18 protein-coding genes and 3 pseudogenes are annotated in these 16,646 nt (G+C 37.5%); 14 read left to right on the top strand and 7 right to left on the bottom strand.

Going from position 1 to position 16,646, the window contains the following annotated elements:
* Positions 1–103: 103 nt before the first annotated feature.
* The 8 genes and pseudogenes from F928_RS17255 to F928_RS17225 all read left to right on the top strand — a co-directional run bounded on the left by F928_RS17255 (position 104) and on the right by F928_RS17225 (position 7,578).
* On the top strand, positions 104–694 hold the full coding sequence (locus F928_RS17255) for a LemA family protein (RefSeq protein ID WP_002117090.1): 591 nt from the start codon (positions 104–106) through the stop codon (positions 692–694).
* 24 nt (positions 695–718) lie between these two features.
* On the top strand, positions 719–1,798 hold the full coding sequence (locus F928_RS17250) for a TPM domain-containing protein (RefSeq protein WP_002116710.1): 1,080 nt from the start codon (positions 719–721) through the stop codon (positions 1,796–1,798).
* Positions 1,792–2,352 (top strand): TPM domain-containing protein, encoded by a 561-nt coding sequence (locus tag F928_RS17245; protein WP_002116794.1) that lies wholly within the window; start codon positions 1,792–1,794, stop codon positions 2,350–2,352. Before F928_RS17250 ends, F928_RS17245 begins: the two co-directional genes overlap by 7 nt.
* Before the next feature lie 348 nt (positions 2,353–2,700).
* Positions 2,701–3,147, top strand: a complete 447-nt coding sequence (locus F928_RS17240) for a pilin (protein WP_002116696.1) — start codon at positions 2,701–2,703, stop codon at positions 3,145–3,147.
* 57 nt (positions 3,148–3,204) lie between these two features.
* Positions 3,205–4,317: pseudogene (locus F928_RS17235) on the top strand (O-antigen ligase family protein); the annotation flags it as partial.
* A gap of 74 nt (positions 4,318–4,391) precedes the next feature.
* Positions 4,392–5,600, top strand: coding sequence for an IS256-like element ISAba26 family transposase (locus F928_RS17230; protein ID WP_000343018.1), 1,209 nt, complete (start codon positions 4,392–4,394; stop codon positions 5,598–5,600).
* A 34-nt stretch (positions 5,601–5,634) separates the two neighbouring features.
* Positions 5,635–5,844: pseudogene (locus F928_RS22175) on the top strand (O-antigen ligase domain-containing protein); the annotation flags it as partial.
* Between the two features lie 105 nt (positions 5,845–5,949).
* Complete coding sequence (locus F928_RS17225) at positions 5,950–7,578, top strand: PglL family O-oligosaccharyltransferase (protein ID WP_002116813.1); 1,629 nt, start codon at positions 5,950–5,952, stop codon at positions 7,576–7,578.
* Between the two features lie 42 nt (positions 7,579–7,620).
* Here F928_RS17225 and bfr read toward each other — a convergent pair whose 3' ends face one another.
* Positions 7,621–8,085, bottom strand: coding sequence for a heteropolymeric bacterioferritin subunit Bfr (gene bfr, locus F928_RS17220; RefSeq protein WP_002117082.1), 465 nt, complete (start codon positions 8,083–8,085; stop codon positions 7,621–7,623).
* Between the two features lie 243 nt (positions 8,086–8,328).
* Positions 8,329–8,523, bottom strand: a complete 195-nt coding sequence (bfd, locus tag F928_RS17215; RefSeq protein WP_000289091.1) for a bacterioferritin-associated ferredoxin — start codon at positions 8,521–8,523, stop codon at positions 8,329–8,331.
* 102 nt (positions 8,524–8,625) lie between these two features.
* Here bfd and F928_RS22415 point away from each other — a divergent pair.
* Positions 8,626–8,753 (top strand): annotated as a pseudogene (locus F928_RS22415) (hypothetical protein).
* On the opposite strand, the gene F928_RS17210 reads toward F928_RS22415, so the two are convergent.
* From F928_RS17210 to gmk, 5 genes are all read right to left on the bottom strand, one after another.
* Positions 8,743–9,126: a RidA family protein gene (locus F928_RS17210; protein ID WP_002116996.1), complete on the bottom strand. Its 384-nt coding sequence runs from the start codon at positions 9,124–9,126 to the stop codon at positions 8,743–8,745. The pseudogene F928_RS22415 and the gene F928_RS17210 overlap by 11 nt on opposite strands.
* A 146-nt stretch (positions 9,127–9,272) precedes the next feature.
* Positions 9,273–11,378, bottom strand: coding sequence for a RelA/SpoT family protein (gene spoT / locus F928_RS17205; RefSeq protein ID WP_002116807.1), 2,106 nt, complete (start codon positions 11,376–11,378; stop codon positions 9,273–9,275).
* A gap of 15 nt (positions 11,379–11,393) precedes the next feature.
* On the bottom strand, positions 11,394–11,549 hold the full coding sequence (locus tag F928_RS22410) for a hypothetical protein (protein ID WP_014207816.1): 156 nt from the start codon (positions 11,547–11,549) through the stop codon (positions 11,394–11,396).
* 38 nt (positions 11,550–11,587) lie between these two features.
* A complete protein-coding gene (rpoZ, locus tag F928_RS17200) occupies positions 11,588–11,866 on the bottom strand; it encodes a DNA-directed RNA polymerase subunit omega (protein WP_002116990.1) in 279 nt (92 codons plus the stop codon).
* 72 nt (positions 11,867–11,938) lie between these two features.
* Complete coding sequence (gmk, locus tag F928_RS17195) at positions 11,939–12,568, bottom strand: guanylate kinase (RefSeq protein ID WP_002116973.1); 630 nt, start codon at positions 12,566–12,568, stop codon at positions 11,939–11,941.
* Between the two features lie 122 nt (positions 12,569–12,690).
* Between gmk and ispH the strand changes: the two genes are divergently transcribed.
* The 5 genes from ispH (at position 12,691) to pilX (ending at position 16,645) form a co-directional block, all read left to right on the top strand.
* Positions 12,691–13,641, top strand: a complete 951-nt coding sequence (gene ispH / locus F928_RS17190; protein ID WP_002116992.1) for a 4-hydroxy-3-methylbut-2-enyl diphosphate reductase — start codon at positions 12,691–12,693, stop codon at positions 13,639–13,641.
* Between the two features lie 169 nt (positions 13,642–13,810).
* On the top strand, positions 13,811–14,284 hold the full coding sequence (locus F928_RS17185; protein WP_016802756.1) for a pilus assembly FimT family protein: 474 nt from the start codon (positions 13,811–13,813) through the stop codon (positions 14,282–14,284).
* Complete coding sequence (gene pilV / locus F928_RS17180) at positions 14,278–14,838, top strand: type IV pilus modification protein PilV (RefSeq protein ID WP_080564113.1); 561 nt, start codon at positions 14,278–14,280, stop codon at positions 14,836–14,838. Before F928_RS17185 ends, pilV begins: the two co-directional genes overlap by 7 nt.
* Positions 14,838–15,839, top strand: a complete 1,002-nt coding sequence (gene comB / locus F928_RS17175; protein WP_002116811.1) for a PilW family protein — start codon at positions 14,838–14,840, stop codon at positions 15,837–15,839. The genes pilV and comB overlap by 1 nt, the downstream gene beginning before the upstream one ends.
* Complete coding sequence (gene pilX / locus F928_RS17170) at positions 15,836–16,645, top strand: PilX N-terminal domain-containing pilus assembly protein (protein WP_005078460.1); 810 nt, start codon at positions 15,836–15,838, stop codon at positions 16,643–16,645. Before comB ends, pilX begins: the two co-directional genes overlap by 4 nt.
* Position 16,646: the final 1 nt, after the last annotated feature.

The following is a 16,646-nucleotide window of genomic DNA, read 5'->3' as shown; positions in this document are numbered from 1 at the left end:
TTTTAAAATCAATAAAATAAAAGCAACACAATAATGCCTAATTCATCATACAATCAGGTAAAGAGGTTAAAAATATAAAGAAAAACTTGAGGATAATGTGCCGATGAAAACGTTGAAACAATTTGCGATCGCAACAACACTTGCCAGTACCTTACTGTTTTCGGGATGTGGCTATAACACTCTACAAGTAAAAGATGAGGCTGTAACAGCAGCGTGGTCTGAAGTACAGAACCAATATCAACGTCGTTCAGATTTGGTACCAAATCTTGTAAACGTCGTTAAAGGCTATGCTAAGCATGAAGAGCAAGTATTAACCGAAGTAACACAGGCTCGTTCTAATGTTGCAGGTTTAAAAGTTGATAAAGAAGTTTTAGAAGATCCGGCTTTACTTGAAAAATATCAACAGGCTCAAAGTCAATTAACAGGGGCATTATCTCGACTCATTGCTGTTTCGGAAAATTACCCAGATTTGAAAGCCAATACTCAATTCCAAGAATTACAAGTTCAGCTTGAAGGTACTGAAAACCGTATTGCTGTTGCACGTAATCGTTATATTACAACAGTACAAGACTATAACTCATATGTGCGTCAGTTCCCTCAGGCAGTAACAGCAAAAGTAATTGGTATGCATCCAAAAGCCAATTTCTCTGCAGAAGCATCTGCACAACAGGCTCCAAAAGTTTCTTTTGATTAATTTTATAAATCAAAGGAGTGCCGTATGAGAAATACTCTATTGCTTCAATCAAAGCAAATTAAGGTCTTTATTTCGACCTTAATTTTGCTCTGTTGTGGTGTTCTTTTTCAGAATACGGCATGGAGTGAAAGTAATATTGCAACTGCTACCGATGAGGCTGATGCAGTAGTTGCTGGCAAAATTATACAAAAGCAACAAACTCAAGCTGCTGCAACTAAATTAGAGGGGCAAGCTGCTTCAAGTCCTGCTCCTCAAGTCCAGGTTACTAATGATATGGCTGATGGGGAATCAATTCGTGGTTTGCCAACTTTAAACCAGCCTGTTATTGATCAAGCCAATATCTTAAGCGAAGCTGAGAAGCAGCAACTTGATCAAAAAATTCTAAGTTTATACCAACAAGGCAAAGCGCAGATTGGTATTGTGATTGTTCCTACCACTGGCCAAGAAGATATCTTTGATTATGCATTACGTGTTGGTGAAAAATGGCAATTGGGATCATCTAAACGTGATAATGGATTACTCATTGCAGTCGCTGTAAATGACCGCCGTATACAAATACTAACTGGTTATGGCCTAGAAGGTGTGTTGCCGGATATTGTGGCAAGTCGGATTATTCGAAACCAAATTACACCTTATTTTAAACAAGCCCAATATGCCCAAGGTTTGAGTGCAGGTATCGATGAAATCGGAAGAATTTTAAATCTTGACCCAGAAGTAGCACAGCAAGCTGCTCAAGATTTAAAAGAACGCCAACATCAAGCTGCGGAAGAGCAACAAGCCAAGCAGACAACGCTGACAATGGCTTTATTTATTCTTGTTGCTGGAATTGTGGGTTCGTTTATTGTTGGTCGTCCGCTTAGTGCCTCTACAGCAGGGGTTGCTGCTGCGGTAGCAGGATTTGTAAATGGGGCAGGGCTAGTCACTAGCTTACTACTTGGTTTTGGTATCTTCTTTTTACTTATTACATCAATTGCCCAATTTATTTTACAGGCCATTTTAAGTGGTTCTGGTGGTGGACGTGGAGGAGGCTTCGGCGGAGGTGGCGGAGGCTATGGTGGCGGCGGAGGTCGTTTTGGCGGTGGAGGTGCTTCAGGCTCATGGTAACAACATCAGAAACAACACAAATTATTACTCAACCAAAAATTGAGGAATCTGTAGAGCCCAGCATAAAACGTTGGTTTAAACATCTATGCTATTTACCTGCCAGTAGTCGTTATTTTTCAAAACAAGATAAGCAAACTATCGCAGATGCTGTACAGCAAGCAGAACATGGGCATATTGGGGAAATACAGGTTGTAATTGAAGGCCATATTCCAGTGTCACAAGCCTACAGACAGAATACTCGTTTAAGAGCACAGCAGTTATTTGCAGAACTAGGCGTTTGGGATACTGCATTAAATAGTGGCGTATTGTTATACCTAAATTTATGTGAACGAACAGTAGAAATCATATTTGATCGTGGTATTCGAAATGCGACTAACGATCAAGTCTGGCAACAGATTTGTGAAGCAATAGTACAAAAGCTGAAGCAAAAGCAATATCAACAAGCTGTAGTGATTGGCGTGCAACAAATTGGAGAGGTGATGTCACGGTTTTATGACGAAAACATGCCTGATCAATCCAATGAATTGGGGAATGCTCCGATTATTCTTAATTAAACTGCCTCGTCGCATTCATACATTAGCTAATTTTCAGAATTTTACTTTTAAAGGTGACTGACAAAAAATGTCACCTACTTATTTATTTTTAAAGAGATTTTATTCACATAAATAAATATAAACTTTGAATTGTGTATTTTATTTTTTTTTATGCGTGAAGTGTTCCCCTAAAAAGTTATATGACATTTTTTGTCACTTACTTACACCTGTTTAATATTTAAGAATAGTTGAATTTAATATAAGTATTTGTTTTTTAGTTAAAATAAAAGTTGGCATGGATGCTGCTATATAGTTAATAGCTGAAAAAGCTTATATAAAAACATACATACAATCTTTGGGGAAAAGGCTATGAATGCACAAAAAGGTTTTACTTTAATTGAACTCATGATCGTGGTTGCCATTATTGGTATTTTGGCAGCAATCGCGATTCCAGCTTATCAAGATTATATGGTTCGTTCAAAAGTAACAGAAGGTTTGAATTTAGCTTCATCTTATAAGACTACAATTGCTGAAAATGCTGGAAATGGTGCTGCGAATTTAGCAGTAGGAGTTCCTAACTTTGCTGCAACAGAAAATGTAGCATCGATCACGCCAGATGGGACTACAGGAAAAATTGAAATTCTATATACAGATAAAGCAAAAGGTTTAACGTTAACTTTAACTCCATATGACGGCGCTGAAGGTGGTACAGCGATTGCTGCTGGGACTGTACCAACAAACCAAATTACTTGGGTATGTACTGTAGATTCAGCTGCTAATGCTAAATATGTACCATCAAATTGCCGTGGTTCTTAATTAATATGATTATTAAAGAGAGGTTTAGACCTCTCTTTTTTATTGAAGAAAATAAATATGGTGAAAAAAAATATATTATTCCTGCTAATAGGAAGTTATCTTATTACAGCATTATTAGGCTATCAAATTGGCTGGTCGGTTTTCCAATATGATGAACTTCGTTTATTACATTTTCCATTGGCACTATGTGCTTTATTAATTTTGATTTTTACAAAAAAAATAGAATATTCAATTTCCACTCAAATTACTTTTTTTCTGATTGGTGTATTAACTGCTATAAAGATAACAACTTATAGCATTTTTCAATTTCAAGAACTTTGGTCTGCGATAGCATTACTATTTATATTTTCTGCTTTGCCATATGATTTAAAGAATGTAAAAAATATAGAACATGGCTTAGCATTAGTCGTTTTTTCAGCATTTATTCCTTGTTTATTTATTTTTGTTTCTATCACTAATTTTATTTTCTATAAACAATGGTTTGACTGGCAATTTAACTCTGGCACGATCCGAATTTATGACAGTGTTATCGTGCCTATATTCTTTTTTCTAATTTTTTTAAAAAATAAAAACTACCCTTATTTTCATTACTTTTATCCATTTGCTAGTTTCTTTTTTGCTTTAGCATGGTTTTTTGATGGAGCCAGATCCGCCTTACTTGCTGTAGCGACAGGATTGTTAGTTTTCGTTATCTACTCTCGAGAAAATCGAAAGCTCATTTTGCAAAGCTGTATTTACATTTTTTTTGCTTTTTTAGTTTATAAAACTACGATTTATTTCGCTGATAAAAATACCATGACCGTAATGAGAGTAGGGACATCCATGCGTGCAGAGATGTGGAGTTTCATTTTTGAGCAATGGAAAGAAAAGCCATGGTCTGGGGTTGGGGGAGGATATCTCTCAGAAATCCAATATAAATATGGACATCACATACATAATTTATATTTAAGGTTAATTTTTGAATGGGGAATAGTTGGAGGTATTTTTTTAGTTTGGATGATATATCAAGTTGTTAAGTTGTTTCGAAATAAGGATGCTTTACCTATTACCAAAGCTGGCTTAATTGCAATTTTAGTTGATGCGATGTTCTCAGGAAGTATGGTTTATCCCGCTTCACAAATAGCCTGTATATTATTTTTAGCATTTGCTTTTTCTCAGTCGGAGCAGTCGGGACTGTTCTAAATTTTGTGTAAGTACTTAATTTTCATTTATCCTTCAGAGGATAATTACAAAAGGTACTTCACATGGATGAAGCAACAATCAAAAGTATGGCTGCCGAATTGGCTAAAGGTCTAAAAACACCAGAAGACTTAAACCAAATGACAGCAGTCTTTAAAAAATTCATGATTGAAACTGCACTCAATACTGAACTTTCAGACCATCTCGGTTATGAAAAGCATCAGCCCAAGAAAGGCTCAAATAGCCGTAATGGGTTTAGTTCTAAAACCATTACAACTCAAGATGGACAACTGGCTTTAGATATTCCCCGTGATCGAGAAGGTTCATTTGAGCCACAAATTATCAAAAAGCACCAAACACGCATCACCAGTATGGATGACCAAATCCTCTCACTGTATGCAAAAGGAATGACTAATAGGGAAATTGTAGCCTTCTTCAAAGAAATGTACGATGCCGATGTGTCAGCATCTCTCATCAGCAAAGTTACCGATGCTGTGATTGAGCAAGTGACTGAGTGGCAAAATAGAGCCTTAGATAGCCTTTATCCTGTTGTCTATCTTGACTGTATTGTTGTCAAAGTCCGTCAGCACTCCAATGTGATTAACAAGTCCGTATACCTTGCTTTAGGCATCAATATGGATGGGCAAAAAGAATTACTGGGTATGTGGATTGCTCAGACAGAAGGTGCCAAATTCTGGCTGTCAGTCATGACAGAGCTAAAAAATCGAGGAGTACAGGACATTCTTGTTGCCTGTGTAGATGGATTAAAAGGCTTCCCTGACGCGATAGCCTCTGTTTACCCTCATACTGATATTCAACTGTGTATCGTGCATGTTGTACGCAATAGCCTGAGATTTGTAAGCTGGAAAGACTACAAAGCTGTTACGTCGGGTCTGAAAGCGATTTATCAGGCAAGTACAGAGGAAAATGCTTTAAAATCCCTAGACATCTTCTGTGATCAATGGAATCACCAGTATCCCAAAATTGGAGAATCCTGGCGGGCCAATTGGGAAAATATCCGAACGATCTTTAGCTATCCAGCCGAAATACGTCATGCAATTTATACAACAAATGCGATTGAGTCGTTGAATAGCGTAATACGCCATTCAACGAAGAAAAGGAAAATCTTTTCATCTGATGACTCAGTAAAGAAGGTCATTTACTTAGCAACATCAAATGCTGCGAAGAAATGGACGATGCCAATTCAAAATTGGCGTTTAGCAATGAATTGGTTTACGATTCAGTTCGATGATCGATTAAAAGATCATTTATAAAAAATGGAACTTACACAAAATAATTTACAGGCTCGAGCAGTCTAAAGAATATTTGAAATCTCCTTATAGACTGACGAAACTATTAATTGGTTTATGGGGAGCTTTATTTTTGTACATTACGATTATGTACTTAGGACAAGATTTAACTTGCTGGGGGTGTACGAGTTATGTCGGACGGATGGCACCAAATTTTTGGGAGTACGGTAGTACACAGCACTTGATACCAGCTTCACACATTCCTTAATTTTTTATACTAAATTTTATTAAGGTCTTTTCATTTAGACTTCATACATTCTTTTTTAGACTTCCATGTATAATTCTCACAAGTTTTGGTCTCTAGCCTCTCACTATGCAAGTATTCTTTCTGTTCTTCGCTGCAATCCTGTTGGGTTTTGCATGGTTGTCTCCATTTCACTACAGCCCGTGGGTCATGTTCTCAAGTGAAGTCAGTACTTTTGGGGCTGGGCTATGTGTATTAATTGCTTTACTTCAACAAAATATTAAAATTCCTAGAGCACAGATATTGTTGCTACCATTTACTTTAATTCCTATTGTGCAGTGGGGCTTTGGTTTAGTTTTTGATTTAAGTACGGCCTTATTAAGTACATTTTACTTATTAGGTTTTTGGTTTATGGTCTTGGCTGGCTACAACCTATCTTTAGATCAAAAAAAGAGAGATCAAATTTTTTCAGGTTTTAGCTTATTAGTAATTATTACATCGCTATTAACTAGTCTTATAGCAATTTTTCAATGGTTGAATATTGAATCACATTTAATTTATACCCTTCATCTGATTGGTAACCGTCCTTACGGAAATTTTGGTCAACCCAACAACATGGCAACATTCTTAATTATTGGGTTGTTAGGATGTTTATACTTATATGAAAAGAATAAAGTAACACTTTGGTTGTTATTGCCCTCTGCACTAATTATTTTGTTTACGATTGCATTGAGTCAGTCACGAACATCATGGATCGTTTTTCCATTTTTATTCATCTATTGGATAGTTAAACAATTTGGGAAACAAAAAAGATTTGGAGTTTTTCAAGGTTTTTTGTGGTGCGTCGGTTTTTTCGTAATGGCTGGTGTAATTCTACCGTTTGCTACTAATTTAATTGAAGCATGGTCAAGTACTGATGTAACCGAAGCAAGTGGTTTGGTTGAAAGAGCAAGCTCTGGGTATTTGCGTTTTAATATCTGGTCACAAATGTTGCTTGCTGTACAGCAGCACCCTTGGTTAGGTTATGGTTGGAATCAAACCAGTGTGGCACAAATGACAGTTTACCATGCTTTCCCAACAGGAGAGTGGACTACCAGTGCACATAATGTACTGCTTGATTTAATTATCTGGAATGGTATTCCCTTGGGTGCTGTAATCATTACCTACTTTGCTTGCTGGTTTATTTGGTTAAATCAACAGGCTAAAAATACCATCTCGATTATAGCGATTATGATGGTCTGTACAGTGCTTATTCATGCCATGTTAGAGTTTCCACAGCGCTATGCTTATTTCTTACTTACTTGTGGATTCCTACTGGGTATTGTACAAGCACAAACTACTGTACTTAAGGGAATTATCCTCAACAAACATCTTTTTCGCTTATCATGGGTTGTAAGTTTATTGCTTATTATTGCAATTCTACGTGATTACAATGTCTATGTTCTGAATAGTAATTTGCTTTTTAATAATAAGCGTCCAAACGCTGAATTTATGGGAAGTGGTAAAATTTTTGTTTTAACACAGTTTGAGCAGCGTTTACGTTGGATTGAACTTAATCCTAGAACTACCTTATCTGAGAATGATTTAGTGGAATGGGAAAATTTTATAAAGAATAAACCTACTCCATATAACTTACGTAAATACGCAAAATTGCTCGCTTACAACGGGAAAGTAGAACAGGCACAGCAGCAAATATTTATTTTGCAACATCTTTATAAGCAAAAAATAACGCTATCGGAATTACTAAAAGAGAAGTAATAAAAAATCCCCTTAAGTATAAGGGGATTTTTTTATGAGAAATTACATTTGGCTCTGGATATAATTTTCAATACCAACATTGCCAATAAGATCAATTTGAGTATCTAGCCAGTCCCAGTATTCTTCTTCTTTTTCTAGAATTTCTTGAACAAGGTCACGAGTGACATAATCTTGCTCTGTTTCAGCTAAAGCAACCGCTTTTTGAATTGCTTCTATATTCTCTTTTACTTTACGAATGTCACAGTGCAGAACTTCTTCTGTGTGTTGACCAATATAAAGCTTGCCTAAATGTTGAAGGTTAGGTAGTCCTTCTAAAAATAAAATACGTTCAATGATTTTATCTGCATGTTTCATTTGACGAATTGATTCTTTATATTCAGCAGAGCCAAGCTGCTCGACTCCCCAGTCATTAAACATGCGCGAATGTAAAAAGTATTGATTAATTGCAGTTAAATGATGATACAGCACTTGATTGAGCTGATTAATGACATCACGATTGCCTTTCATTGTAGCTACTCCAAAACAATTTCTGCCTCAAACTTAATTAAGGCAATCTATAAATCCATTTTAGTGAACAATGATGGAGATGGCGAGTAATTTATGGAACAGCAAATGAAAATCGCAATCAAAAACAACACAATATTAAAAAGGAGGTTTTTATGTCAAAAAAAACCGCTTGAATGAGGAACTATAAAGGTTCCGCAAAAAGCGGTGGAGGAGTCAATAAATTTTGTTAAATATTAATTTTTATTATGCAGCTACAGAAATGCGAGCAGCGATTTCTGCTAATTCTTCGCTAATAATAGCGCGAGCTTCTGGTGCACAGCGTCCACAGCATGTACCAAGATCAAGCAAATCGCGAATTTCACGATAGCTTTCAGCGCCATTTTCAATAGCGTCTTTAATATCCTGATCGGTAATGCCACGACACAAGCAAACGTACATGGGAGTGATCCCCAAATATAAATGCGATAATTGATATTATTGATAATTATTATCGTTTGTCAATGAAATTCATTTAAAATCTCATTTATCATTATTGGGATTTTGAATAAAAAAATACCACCTAAGCGGAAATCTAAAAAGAATTTAGATTTTTATGCCAAGGTGGTTCGTTTTTTAAAAACTAAATATTTAAAATTGGATAGTTTGAAAATTTATATCTTATTGATTAATAATTACAATTCCGTCCATTTCCACTAGTGCGCCTTTTGGCAAGCTTGCTACACCAAGAGCTGCACGTGCAGGGTAGGGCTGAGCAAAATATTCACCCATAATTTGGTTTACGAGTTGGAAATTTGATAGATCAGTTAAAAAAATATTGAGCTTAGCAATATCTGCAAGTGAACCACCAGCAGCTTCACAAACTGCTTTTAAATTATCAAATACACGGCGAATTTGAGCTTCGATACCTTCTACAAGTTCCATACTGTATGGGTCTAAACCAATTTGCCCTGAAAGATATAGCGTATTGTCTACTAAAATAGCTTGAGAGTATGTGCCGATAGCAGCAGGGGCATTTTCAGTATGAATGACTTGGCGGGACATTTGGTTCTCCTTGATTAAATCTATTTCCATCATAATCGATGATAGCTTTGGACAAAAGTATCATCGATTTAATTGATTAAGTGAATTTGGAAAGTTTGATTTTGTTAAGGAAACAAAAATTTATAACCAATAGTCTCTATAAAGATTTAACTTACTTTTGAAATTTCCATTTGTGGAGCAGGAGCGTCTAAACGTTCAATCCGTGGGAAACCATAGTGCATGCGTAAATCACGAATGACTTTTGCAATATGTTTACGGTTATTCACTACAATATTCACAAAAGTTCTTTGCTCATTTGAGTGAACCATCTCTACCCCAGCGTTATTTTTACGACATTGATAGATTAGGTCTGATACCTGTTCATCATTCATTGCCATATAAATAGCGAGGTAGGCTGTAAAACGTACATCATCTACATCATCTGCTTTCCATTGAAGCGGCATGATATTTTCAGGATGTAAATGTTGCTCATGTAATAAGTTATGACAGCGAATTCGATGAACAATTAACCCGCGACGCGTTAAATGTCCTTGAATTGGATCGCCTAGAATAGGGTTGCAACAATGTGCATATTTAACGTCAACTCCTTCAGTACTTTGAATAAGTCGATCTGAGTTTTCCACTTGCGGATGTTTATCATGAGCAAACAGGTGGTTTGCTACAAGTTGAGGTAGTAAATCGCCAACCGCAATTTGTTCAAACAATGTATTTTTATTATCGATGTGACGCCATTGCAATAGATCTAACCAGTCAGCTTCAGAAAGATCATTGATTGAACGATTAAAGAGTTTCAGTGCACGAGAAAGAGCTTGTGCACCAACTAGACGTTGTTCTTCGATATCTTGATCTTTTAGTACATGCTGTAATGCACGACGAGCTTTCTGCGTATTAATAAAACTTAGCCAGTCTGGATTTGGTGTTGCCAAAACATCCGTAATAATCTCGATAACCTGACCGCTAACTAATGGTGTAGAGAGTGGTTTAATCTCTCCATCGACTTTTGCACCAACCGCATGGTTACCTAAAAATAAGCTTGCTGAATAAGCAAAATCAACTACGGTAGCGCCTTGCGGTAGCTCATGCAGTTGACCGTGTGGTGTATATACCCAGATTTTTTCTTGGTGTAGATAATCCAGCAAATCATTAAAAGTTGTTTTAGCACATTCGCCGTCAATCAATGTATTTAAGTTCTGCATTGAAGCCTGAATGGCAGAGCGGCAAGTTTGCGGTGCATTTTCACCTAAAACCACCCCAAAACGGGCAGCTTTACGCATGAGCTCGGTTTGAATGGTAAGAGATAGAGTTGTTTTTTCGCCTTTAAGCTTTATCAGTAAAGACTGATTACCGCCGGGTAATGGGCGACGAATATGGTCCTGATACTGGATAACCTGAAAGTTTTCTCTTAATGCTTCTTCTAAGCGGTCACAGTCAGCAATGCTTTGTAGAACTATTTCAAAAGCATGACTATGGGTAAGCTCTTGGAGATCCATCTCGTTTTTAACGAAATGGCGTAATAATTCGATATTGTTATTTTTCTTTTTAATGCGGCCTTGAATGTGATAATTATGCAGAAGTTCAGCGAGGTTTTGTTCCCAGATACTTTGGTATTTACAGCGTTCTGGCTTTGTTTGAAGCAGTGCATTTTGAACGTTATCAAACATATCTAGATCAAGGTTTTGATAACAGAGATTCTCTAGATTATCACCCATTTCATTCATGCCGACTAATCTTGCCATCGGTACAAATATATCAAAAGTTTCTTGAGCAATGCGGGCGCGTTTATCTGGACGTAAAGCACCTAGAGTTGTCATGTTATGATAGCGATCTGCTAATTTAATAATGATGACACGTGGATCTTGTAAGGTCGCTTGCAAGATTTTTCGGAATGAAGCTGCCTTGTTATATTCTTTATCGCTTGATTGACTAAGTTTGGTTACACCATCAACTAGCTCTGCAACGGTTAGGCCAAACTTCTCAATAATATCTTCTTTTGTATATTGAGTATCTTCAATAACATCATGCAAAAGTGCTGCCATTAAAGTTTCAGCATCTAAACGCATGTTTGCAAGAATGCAGCTTACCGCAATCGGATGCAAAATATAGGGTTCGCCACTTTTACGTGTAATGCCAGTGTGCGCTAGATCGGCAAAATCGCAGGCAGCAAGCACTTTTTCGACTTCGCTTACCGATAAGTAAGGGTCGATAATTAATTTGAGCTGTTGCTTGGCTTGGCTGACCTCTTCGCCTGGCATAAATCACCCTTTTTCCTATTGCTGAAAAACTAAATCTATCTGCTTCTTAATGAAAAGCATGTTGCGGAACTTGTCAATTTTTTCATTTGAAAAAGTGTATTTTTTTTTCAATGAAAATAATTGCTTTTCCCAATATGTTTGAATATGGCGCAAAGCCAAATAAAAAACCATCGCAGAAAAACGATGGTTTTTTTATGAAACAGGGTGAATTAAAAAGAAAAACCTTCTAAATTCAAGCTATTTGTAGAAAGGGCAAGATCAAGACTAGAAGTTTGGTAATCTTGCTCACGTTGTTTAAGAATTTCTTTCGTAACGTGCCCTGCCGCGATTTCGCGCAAAGAAACTACAGTCGGTTTGTCGTTATCCCATTCTACAGTTGGCTCCATGCCTTGACGTGCCAATTGACGAGCACGTTTACTTGCAACGAGCACAAGCTCAAAACGGTTGTCTACATGATCTAAACAATCTTCAACGGTGACGCGTGCCATAAAAGTTCTCGTTCTGGAATGGTAAATTTGAACAGACTAAATAGTATAAAAGGCTTTCGATCTAGACTCAAGTTATTCCTGTTTTGGTTGAGGAGTAATCAAGTCCTGAATTAAAGTTTGGTGACGTTTTGCTTGCTGAGATAGCACTAAACGGTTTGCTGTAATCACAGCTTCAAGCTCATGTAAAGCTTTATTAAAATCATCATTGATAATGATGTAATCAAAGTTCGTGTAATGCTGCATATCTTCTACTGCACAGCTTAAACGATGCTCAATGACTTCAACTGAGTCCGTGCCACGGTTAGATAAACGCTGACGTAAATCAAATTGAGTTGGGGGTAAAATGAATATTTGCTTGGATTCAGGGAAAAGTTTGCGTACTTGTTCTGCACCTTGCCAATCAATTTCAAGTAAGACATCGTGTCCTTGAGCTAGCTGTTGTTTTACCGTAGCTTGAGAAGTGCCATAGTAGTTACCAAATACTTCAGCGTATTCGATAAATCCATCATGGTTGACTTGGTCTAGAAATTCATCTTTTGTAGTGAAGTGATAGTGAACACCATCTAACTCACCGGGACGTTGACCTCGGGTTGTATGCGAGACTGAAACATGTAAATTGCTCACACGGTCAAGCAGGGCTTTTACCAAAGATGTTTTGCCCGTTCCTGATGCAGCAGAAACGACAAACAATAGACCCGACATGATATTTTTCCTGATATGATAAAATATCTTCGCTATTGTAGTGTACCGTGCGTTTAAACTGAATAGTTTTAATTGCAAATATTCAAGAGAAATTCCCCTGTTTTATTAATTTTGAGGCTGTTATGGAAATTGTGTTAGCTAATCCGCGTGGTTTTTGTGCCGGTGTTGATCGAGCCATAGCAATCGTCAATCGGGCTTTAGAATGTTTCAATCCTCCTATTTATGTACGTCATGAAGTTGTACACAATAAATTTGTGGTAGATGACTTGCGTCAAAGAGGGGCTGTTTTCGTTGATGAGCTGGACCAAGTGCCAGATGATTCTATTGTAATTTTCAGTGCGCACGGTGTTTCAAAAGCAGTTCAGCAAGAAGCAGAGCGTCGAGGCTTAAAAGTTTTTGATGCAACTTGTCCATTGGTGACTAAAGTACATATTGAAGTAACTAAATATGCTCGCGAAGGGACAGAAGCTATTTTAATTGGTCATGAAGGGCACCCAGAAGTTGAAGGCACAATGGGGCAATATGACAAATTAAAAGGCGGTGATATTTATCTGGTTGAAGATGAAGAAGATGTTGCTGCACTTACCGTACGACATCCTGAAAAACTTGCTTTCGTAACACAAACAACGCTTTCTATTGATGATACAGCTAAAGTTATTGATGCTTTGCGTGCAAAATTTCCGCATATTCAAGGTCCGCGTAAAGATGATATTTGCTACGCAACTCAAAACAGACAAGATGCTGTGCGTGATTTAGCTGAAAAGTGTGATGTGGTTTTAGTTGTAGGTTCACCTAACTCATCAAACTCAAATCGATTACGTGAGCTTGCAGAGCGTATGGGTAAAGCCGCTTACCTTGTAGATAATGCTGATCAGTTAGAGCAGTCATGGTTCAATGAGACTTGTAAAATTGGTGTTACTGCTGGCGCCTCTGCGCCAGAAATTTTGATTAAACAAGTGATTCAACGTTTACAAGATTGGGGTGCTCAAGCGCCGAAAGAATTAGATGGGCGTGAAGAGAACATAACCTTTAGTCTTCCTAAAGAATTACGCATTCATGTGACTCAAGCGTAAAGTGTGATGTATTTAACATACTGATTTTAAAAATTTAAACAGATAATTGTTGATATGACAGTTATCTGTTTTTTTATACCCTTTATCTGCTTTGTATTTGTTTTGTAAACATAAGACGTAAAATTTAATTAATAAATAAAAAATTTTAAAGTTTATTTGGGGTATGGGGATGAGGGGAATTATTCCGCAAGACGGGTTCACCTTGGTTGAGCTTATGGTGACGATTGCGGTCATGGCTATTATCGCGATGATGGCTGCACCATCTATGTCGAATTTATTAGAAAGCAAACGACTAGATGGAAACCAACGAGATCTAATCAATACTTTATCGGAAGCAAAGAACCAAGCCATACTTGGTCGACAAGATGTATCCATTAATCTGAATTCAACAGCTTTAAATACTCCCACTTCCTTGAATTGGAAAGCTGATTCCAATAACAGTCTTGAGCTTAAAAATATCGCTGCTGATGGTACGCAGAGTTCATTAACAGCAACGACTCTAACTTTTAATGCGAATGGGGTGATAACCAATATTACCCAAGATACACTTTTATCTATTTGTAATTCAAAAATAAATAAAAAGAAAATTCTTATTTTAACAAAGCTTGGCACATTAATTTTTAAAGCTGAGGAGACATGTTAATGCAGGGCTCTAAACGAAAAGCTCAAGTTGGGGTGGGTTTATTAGAAGTGTTGGTTGCCTTAATTTTAATTGCGATAGGGGTTTTAGGATATGTTGCCTTGCAAGTCCGTGCTATGGATGCTTCTTCAGAGGCATTAAGCAAATCTCAAGCGATTATGATCATGAGAGGATTAGCAGAAAACATTCGCGTAAATAGTTCTCAAGCTAGTCAGTATCCCGCATTTGTCCGTAGTTATAGCAATTATTCATCTACCACCGCAGCTCCTACGTTGTGTTTCAATGCAGCTTGTACACCTTCTCAGCTTGCGCAATTTGATGCATATCAAGCAGCAAGAAATGCTGATCAACTTGGCATGAAAATTACAATGACAAATTGCCCAGGGGTTACAAGCACAATGGCCCAGCAGAGGCAATGTTTGTTTGTTTTTTGGGGAAAAACCGCTCCAGTAATTACAATAAATGAGGGAGTCACGAGCGCGGATGTGTCGAGCTGTATGAGTACAAATGGCGTTTATGTCAATAATTCGAACTGTTTAATGATGGAGGCATATTAATGGCTCACTCATTTGTATTATGGAAACAACGAGGCTTTACATTAATTGAGCTGATGGTTGCATTGGCTTTAGGTCTAATTTTGGTAGCCGCGGCGACTCAATTATTTATTGGTGGACTTCTATCAAGCCGTCTACAAAAAGCAAATGCTGAAATACAAGATAGCGGTATTTTTGGTTTGGAATATATTGCCCGTGATATACGGCTTCTAAATTATGGAAATGTAACCAACCCAATATTAACTGATACAACCCCTTGGGGCGGTGTTGTATTAACTGCTTCAACTGCAACCAATAACAACAATGTTAATTTTGTCCCTAACGTTGGAACAAATACTTATATTGCTGACACATTACTTAGTCGTGGTGCAGGCGATACGGTGAGTACTGTGAGTAATCACTGGAAAGGTCTTTCAAATATACAGAACAGTTCAAATGCTGCTGTGCAAAGTGATCAGCTGACTATCCAATTTATTGCACCTACAAATATGACCAATTGTGAAGGTGTAAATGTACTTGCAGGTGATTTAATTGTAGAGCGTTATTTTTTACGTCTGGATAGCAATGGTAGTTCCCAGCAAGACTATGCACTTGCATGTGATGCAAATACTCCCTCTGCTGTAGCCACAGCTCAACCGACCACTGTTGCTGGGTTAGGCGACGCTGGTCAAATTGTATTGCCGCGTATTGATCATTTCCATGTGCTGTTTGGTGCAAAAAATGCGGCTGGCAATTTTGCTTATTATACCATTCCCCAATATCGCGCTGCTGCACAGGCTGCCCGAGATGCCACACCATCTGTGATGCCGCCACGAATTCTTTCAATACAAATGTCTGTATTAGCGCGCTCTACTAATAATGCCCAAAGCAAAGCAATAGATCCTGAGCAATCTTTTTTTATGTTAGATCAAACCGTGCATGCTTCTGATAATACAACTCGATTCTTACGCCGCACTTATAACTTAACAATTGCTCTACGCAACGCGATGGGGGAAAGTCTATGACCCATTTAATTCATAAGAGTAGATCTAAGGAAAAAGGGGCAACCCTTATTGTTGTGCTTATTATTTTATTGATTGTTATTTCTGTAGGCGTTTTAGCAATAAGAGTGGCTATTGTTTCTTTAAAAGTTGCTACCAATAGCCAAGTTAGCCAATTAAATTTTCAGTCATCTGACACTCCTTTAGAACTCATTGTGCAGATGAATCCTACCACCCTAACTAATATTACTAATGTGATTGGTGCCGCGCTTAAAGAGCATGAAAGTAACCCTGGTGCGGAATACAACTTTTGTTATAAGCCTGTTTCTACAGCAACAAATTTTGCTCAGACCAGAGGTGCAAGTTTACTTCGAGCAGGAAGCGCTAATAATGCAGTCGTTGAAGATGGCGGCGTAGCGGGTTTCTGCGATTTAACAACTGACTATGGAAGTAATCGTCAAGCAGTGGTCACCCAAGTTGCTGTAAGTGTTCCAACAGACGCTGCTAGCGATATTCCAGGCTCAAATTTACCACGAGGAACAAACACCTCGGAAGGTACGCAACTTCCTAAAAGTATGTTGTCTACGCAACGTATTCGAGTGATTACAACTGCTTTTTTGCCAGCCTATGCATCTACCTCTATTGAAACTTTACAAAGAGATTGCTTAAGCACGAGTTCGGCAAAAATTAGCGACAATTTTGATACCGCATTAACAGCTAAACAAACATTGGCGGAGTGTTTGGCAAATCATAACGTGCCTTTTAGTACTCAAGTTCAAGAATTTAACTATACCAATAAACTCACTCAAATTACGGCACCAGGTTCATAAC

The organism is Acinetobacter pittii ATCC 19004 = CIP 70.29 (genome assembly GCF_000369045.1).
GTDB lineage: Bacteria > Pseudomonadota > Gammaproteobacteria > Pseudomonadales > Moraxellaceae > Acinetobacter > Acinetobacter pittii.
Note: the sequence above shows the minus strand (reverse complement) of the source record. Positions and strands in the feature narration are given on the sequence as shown.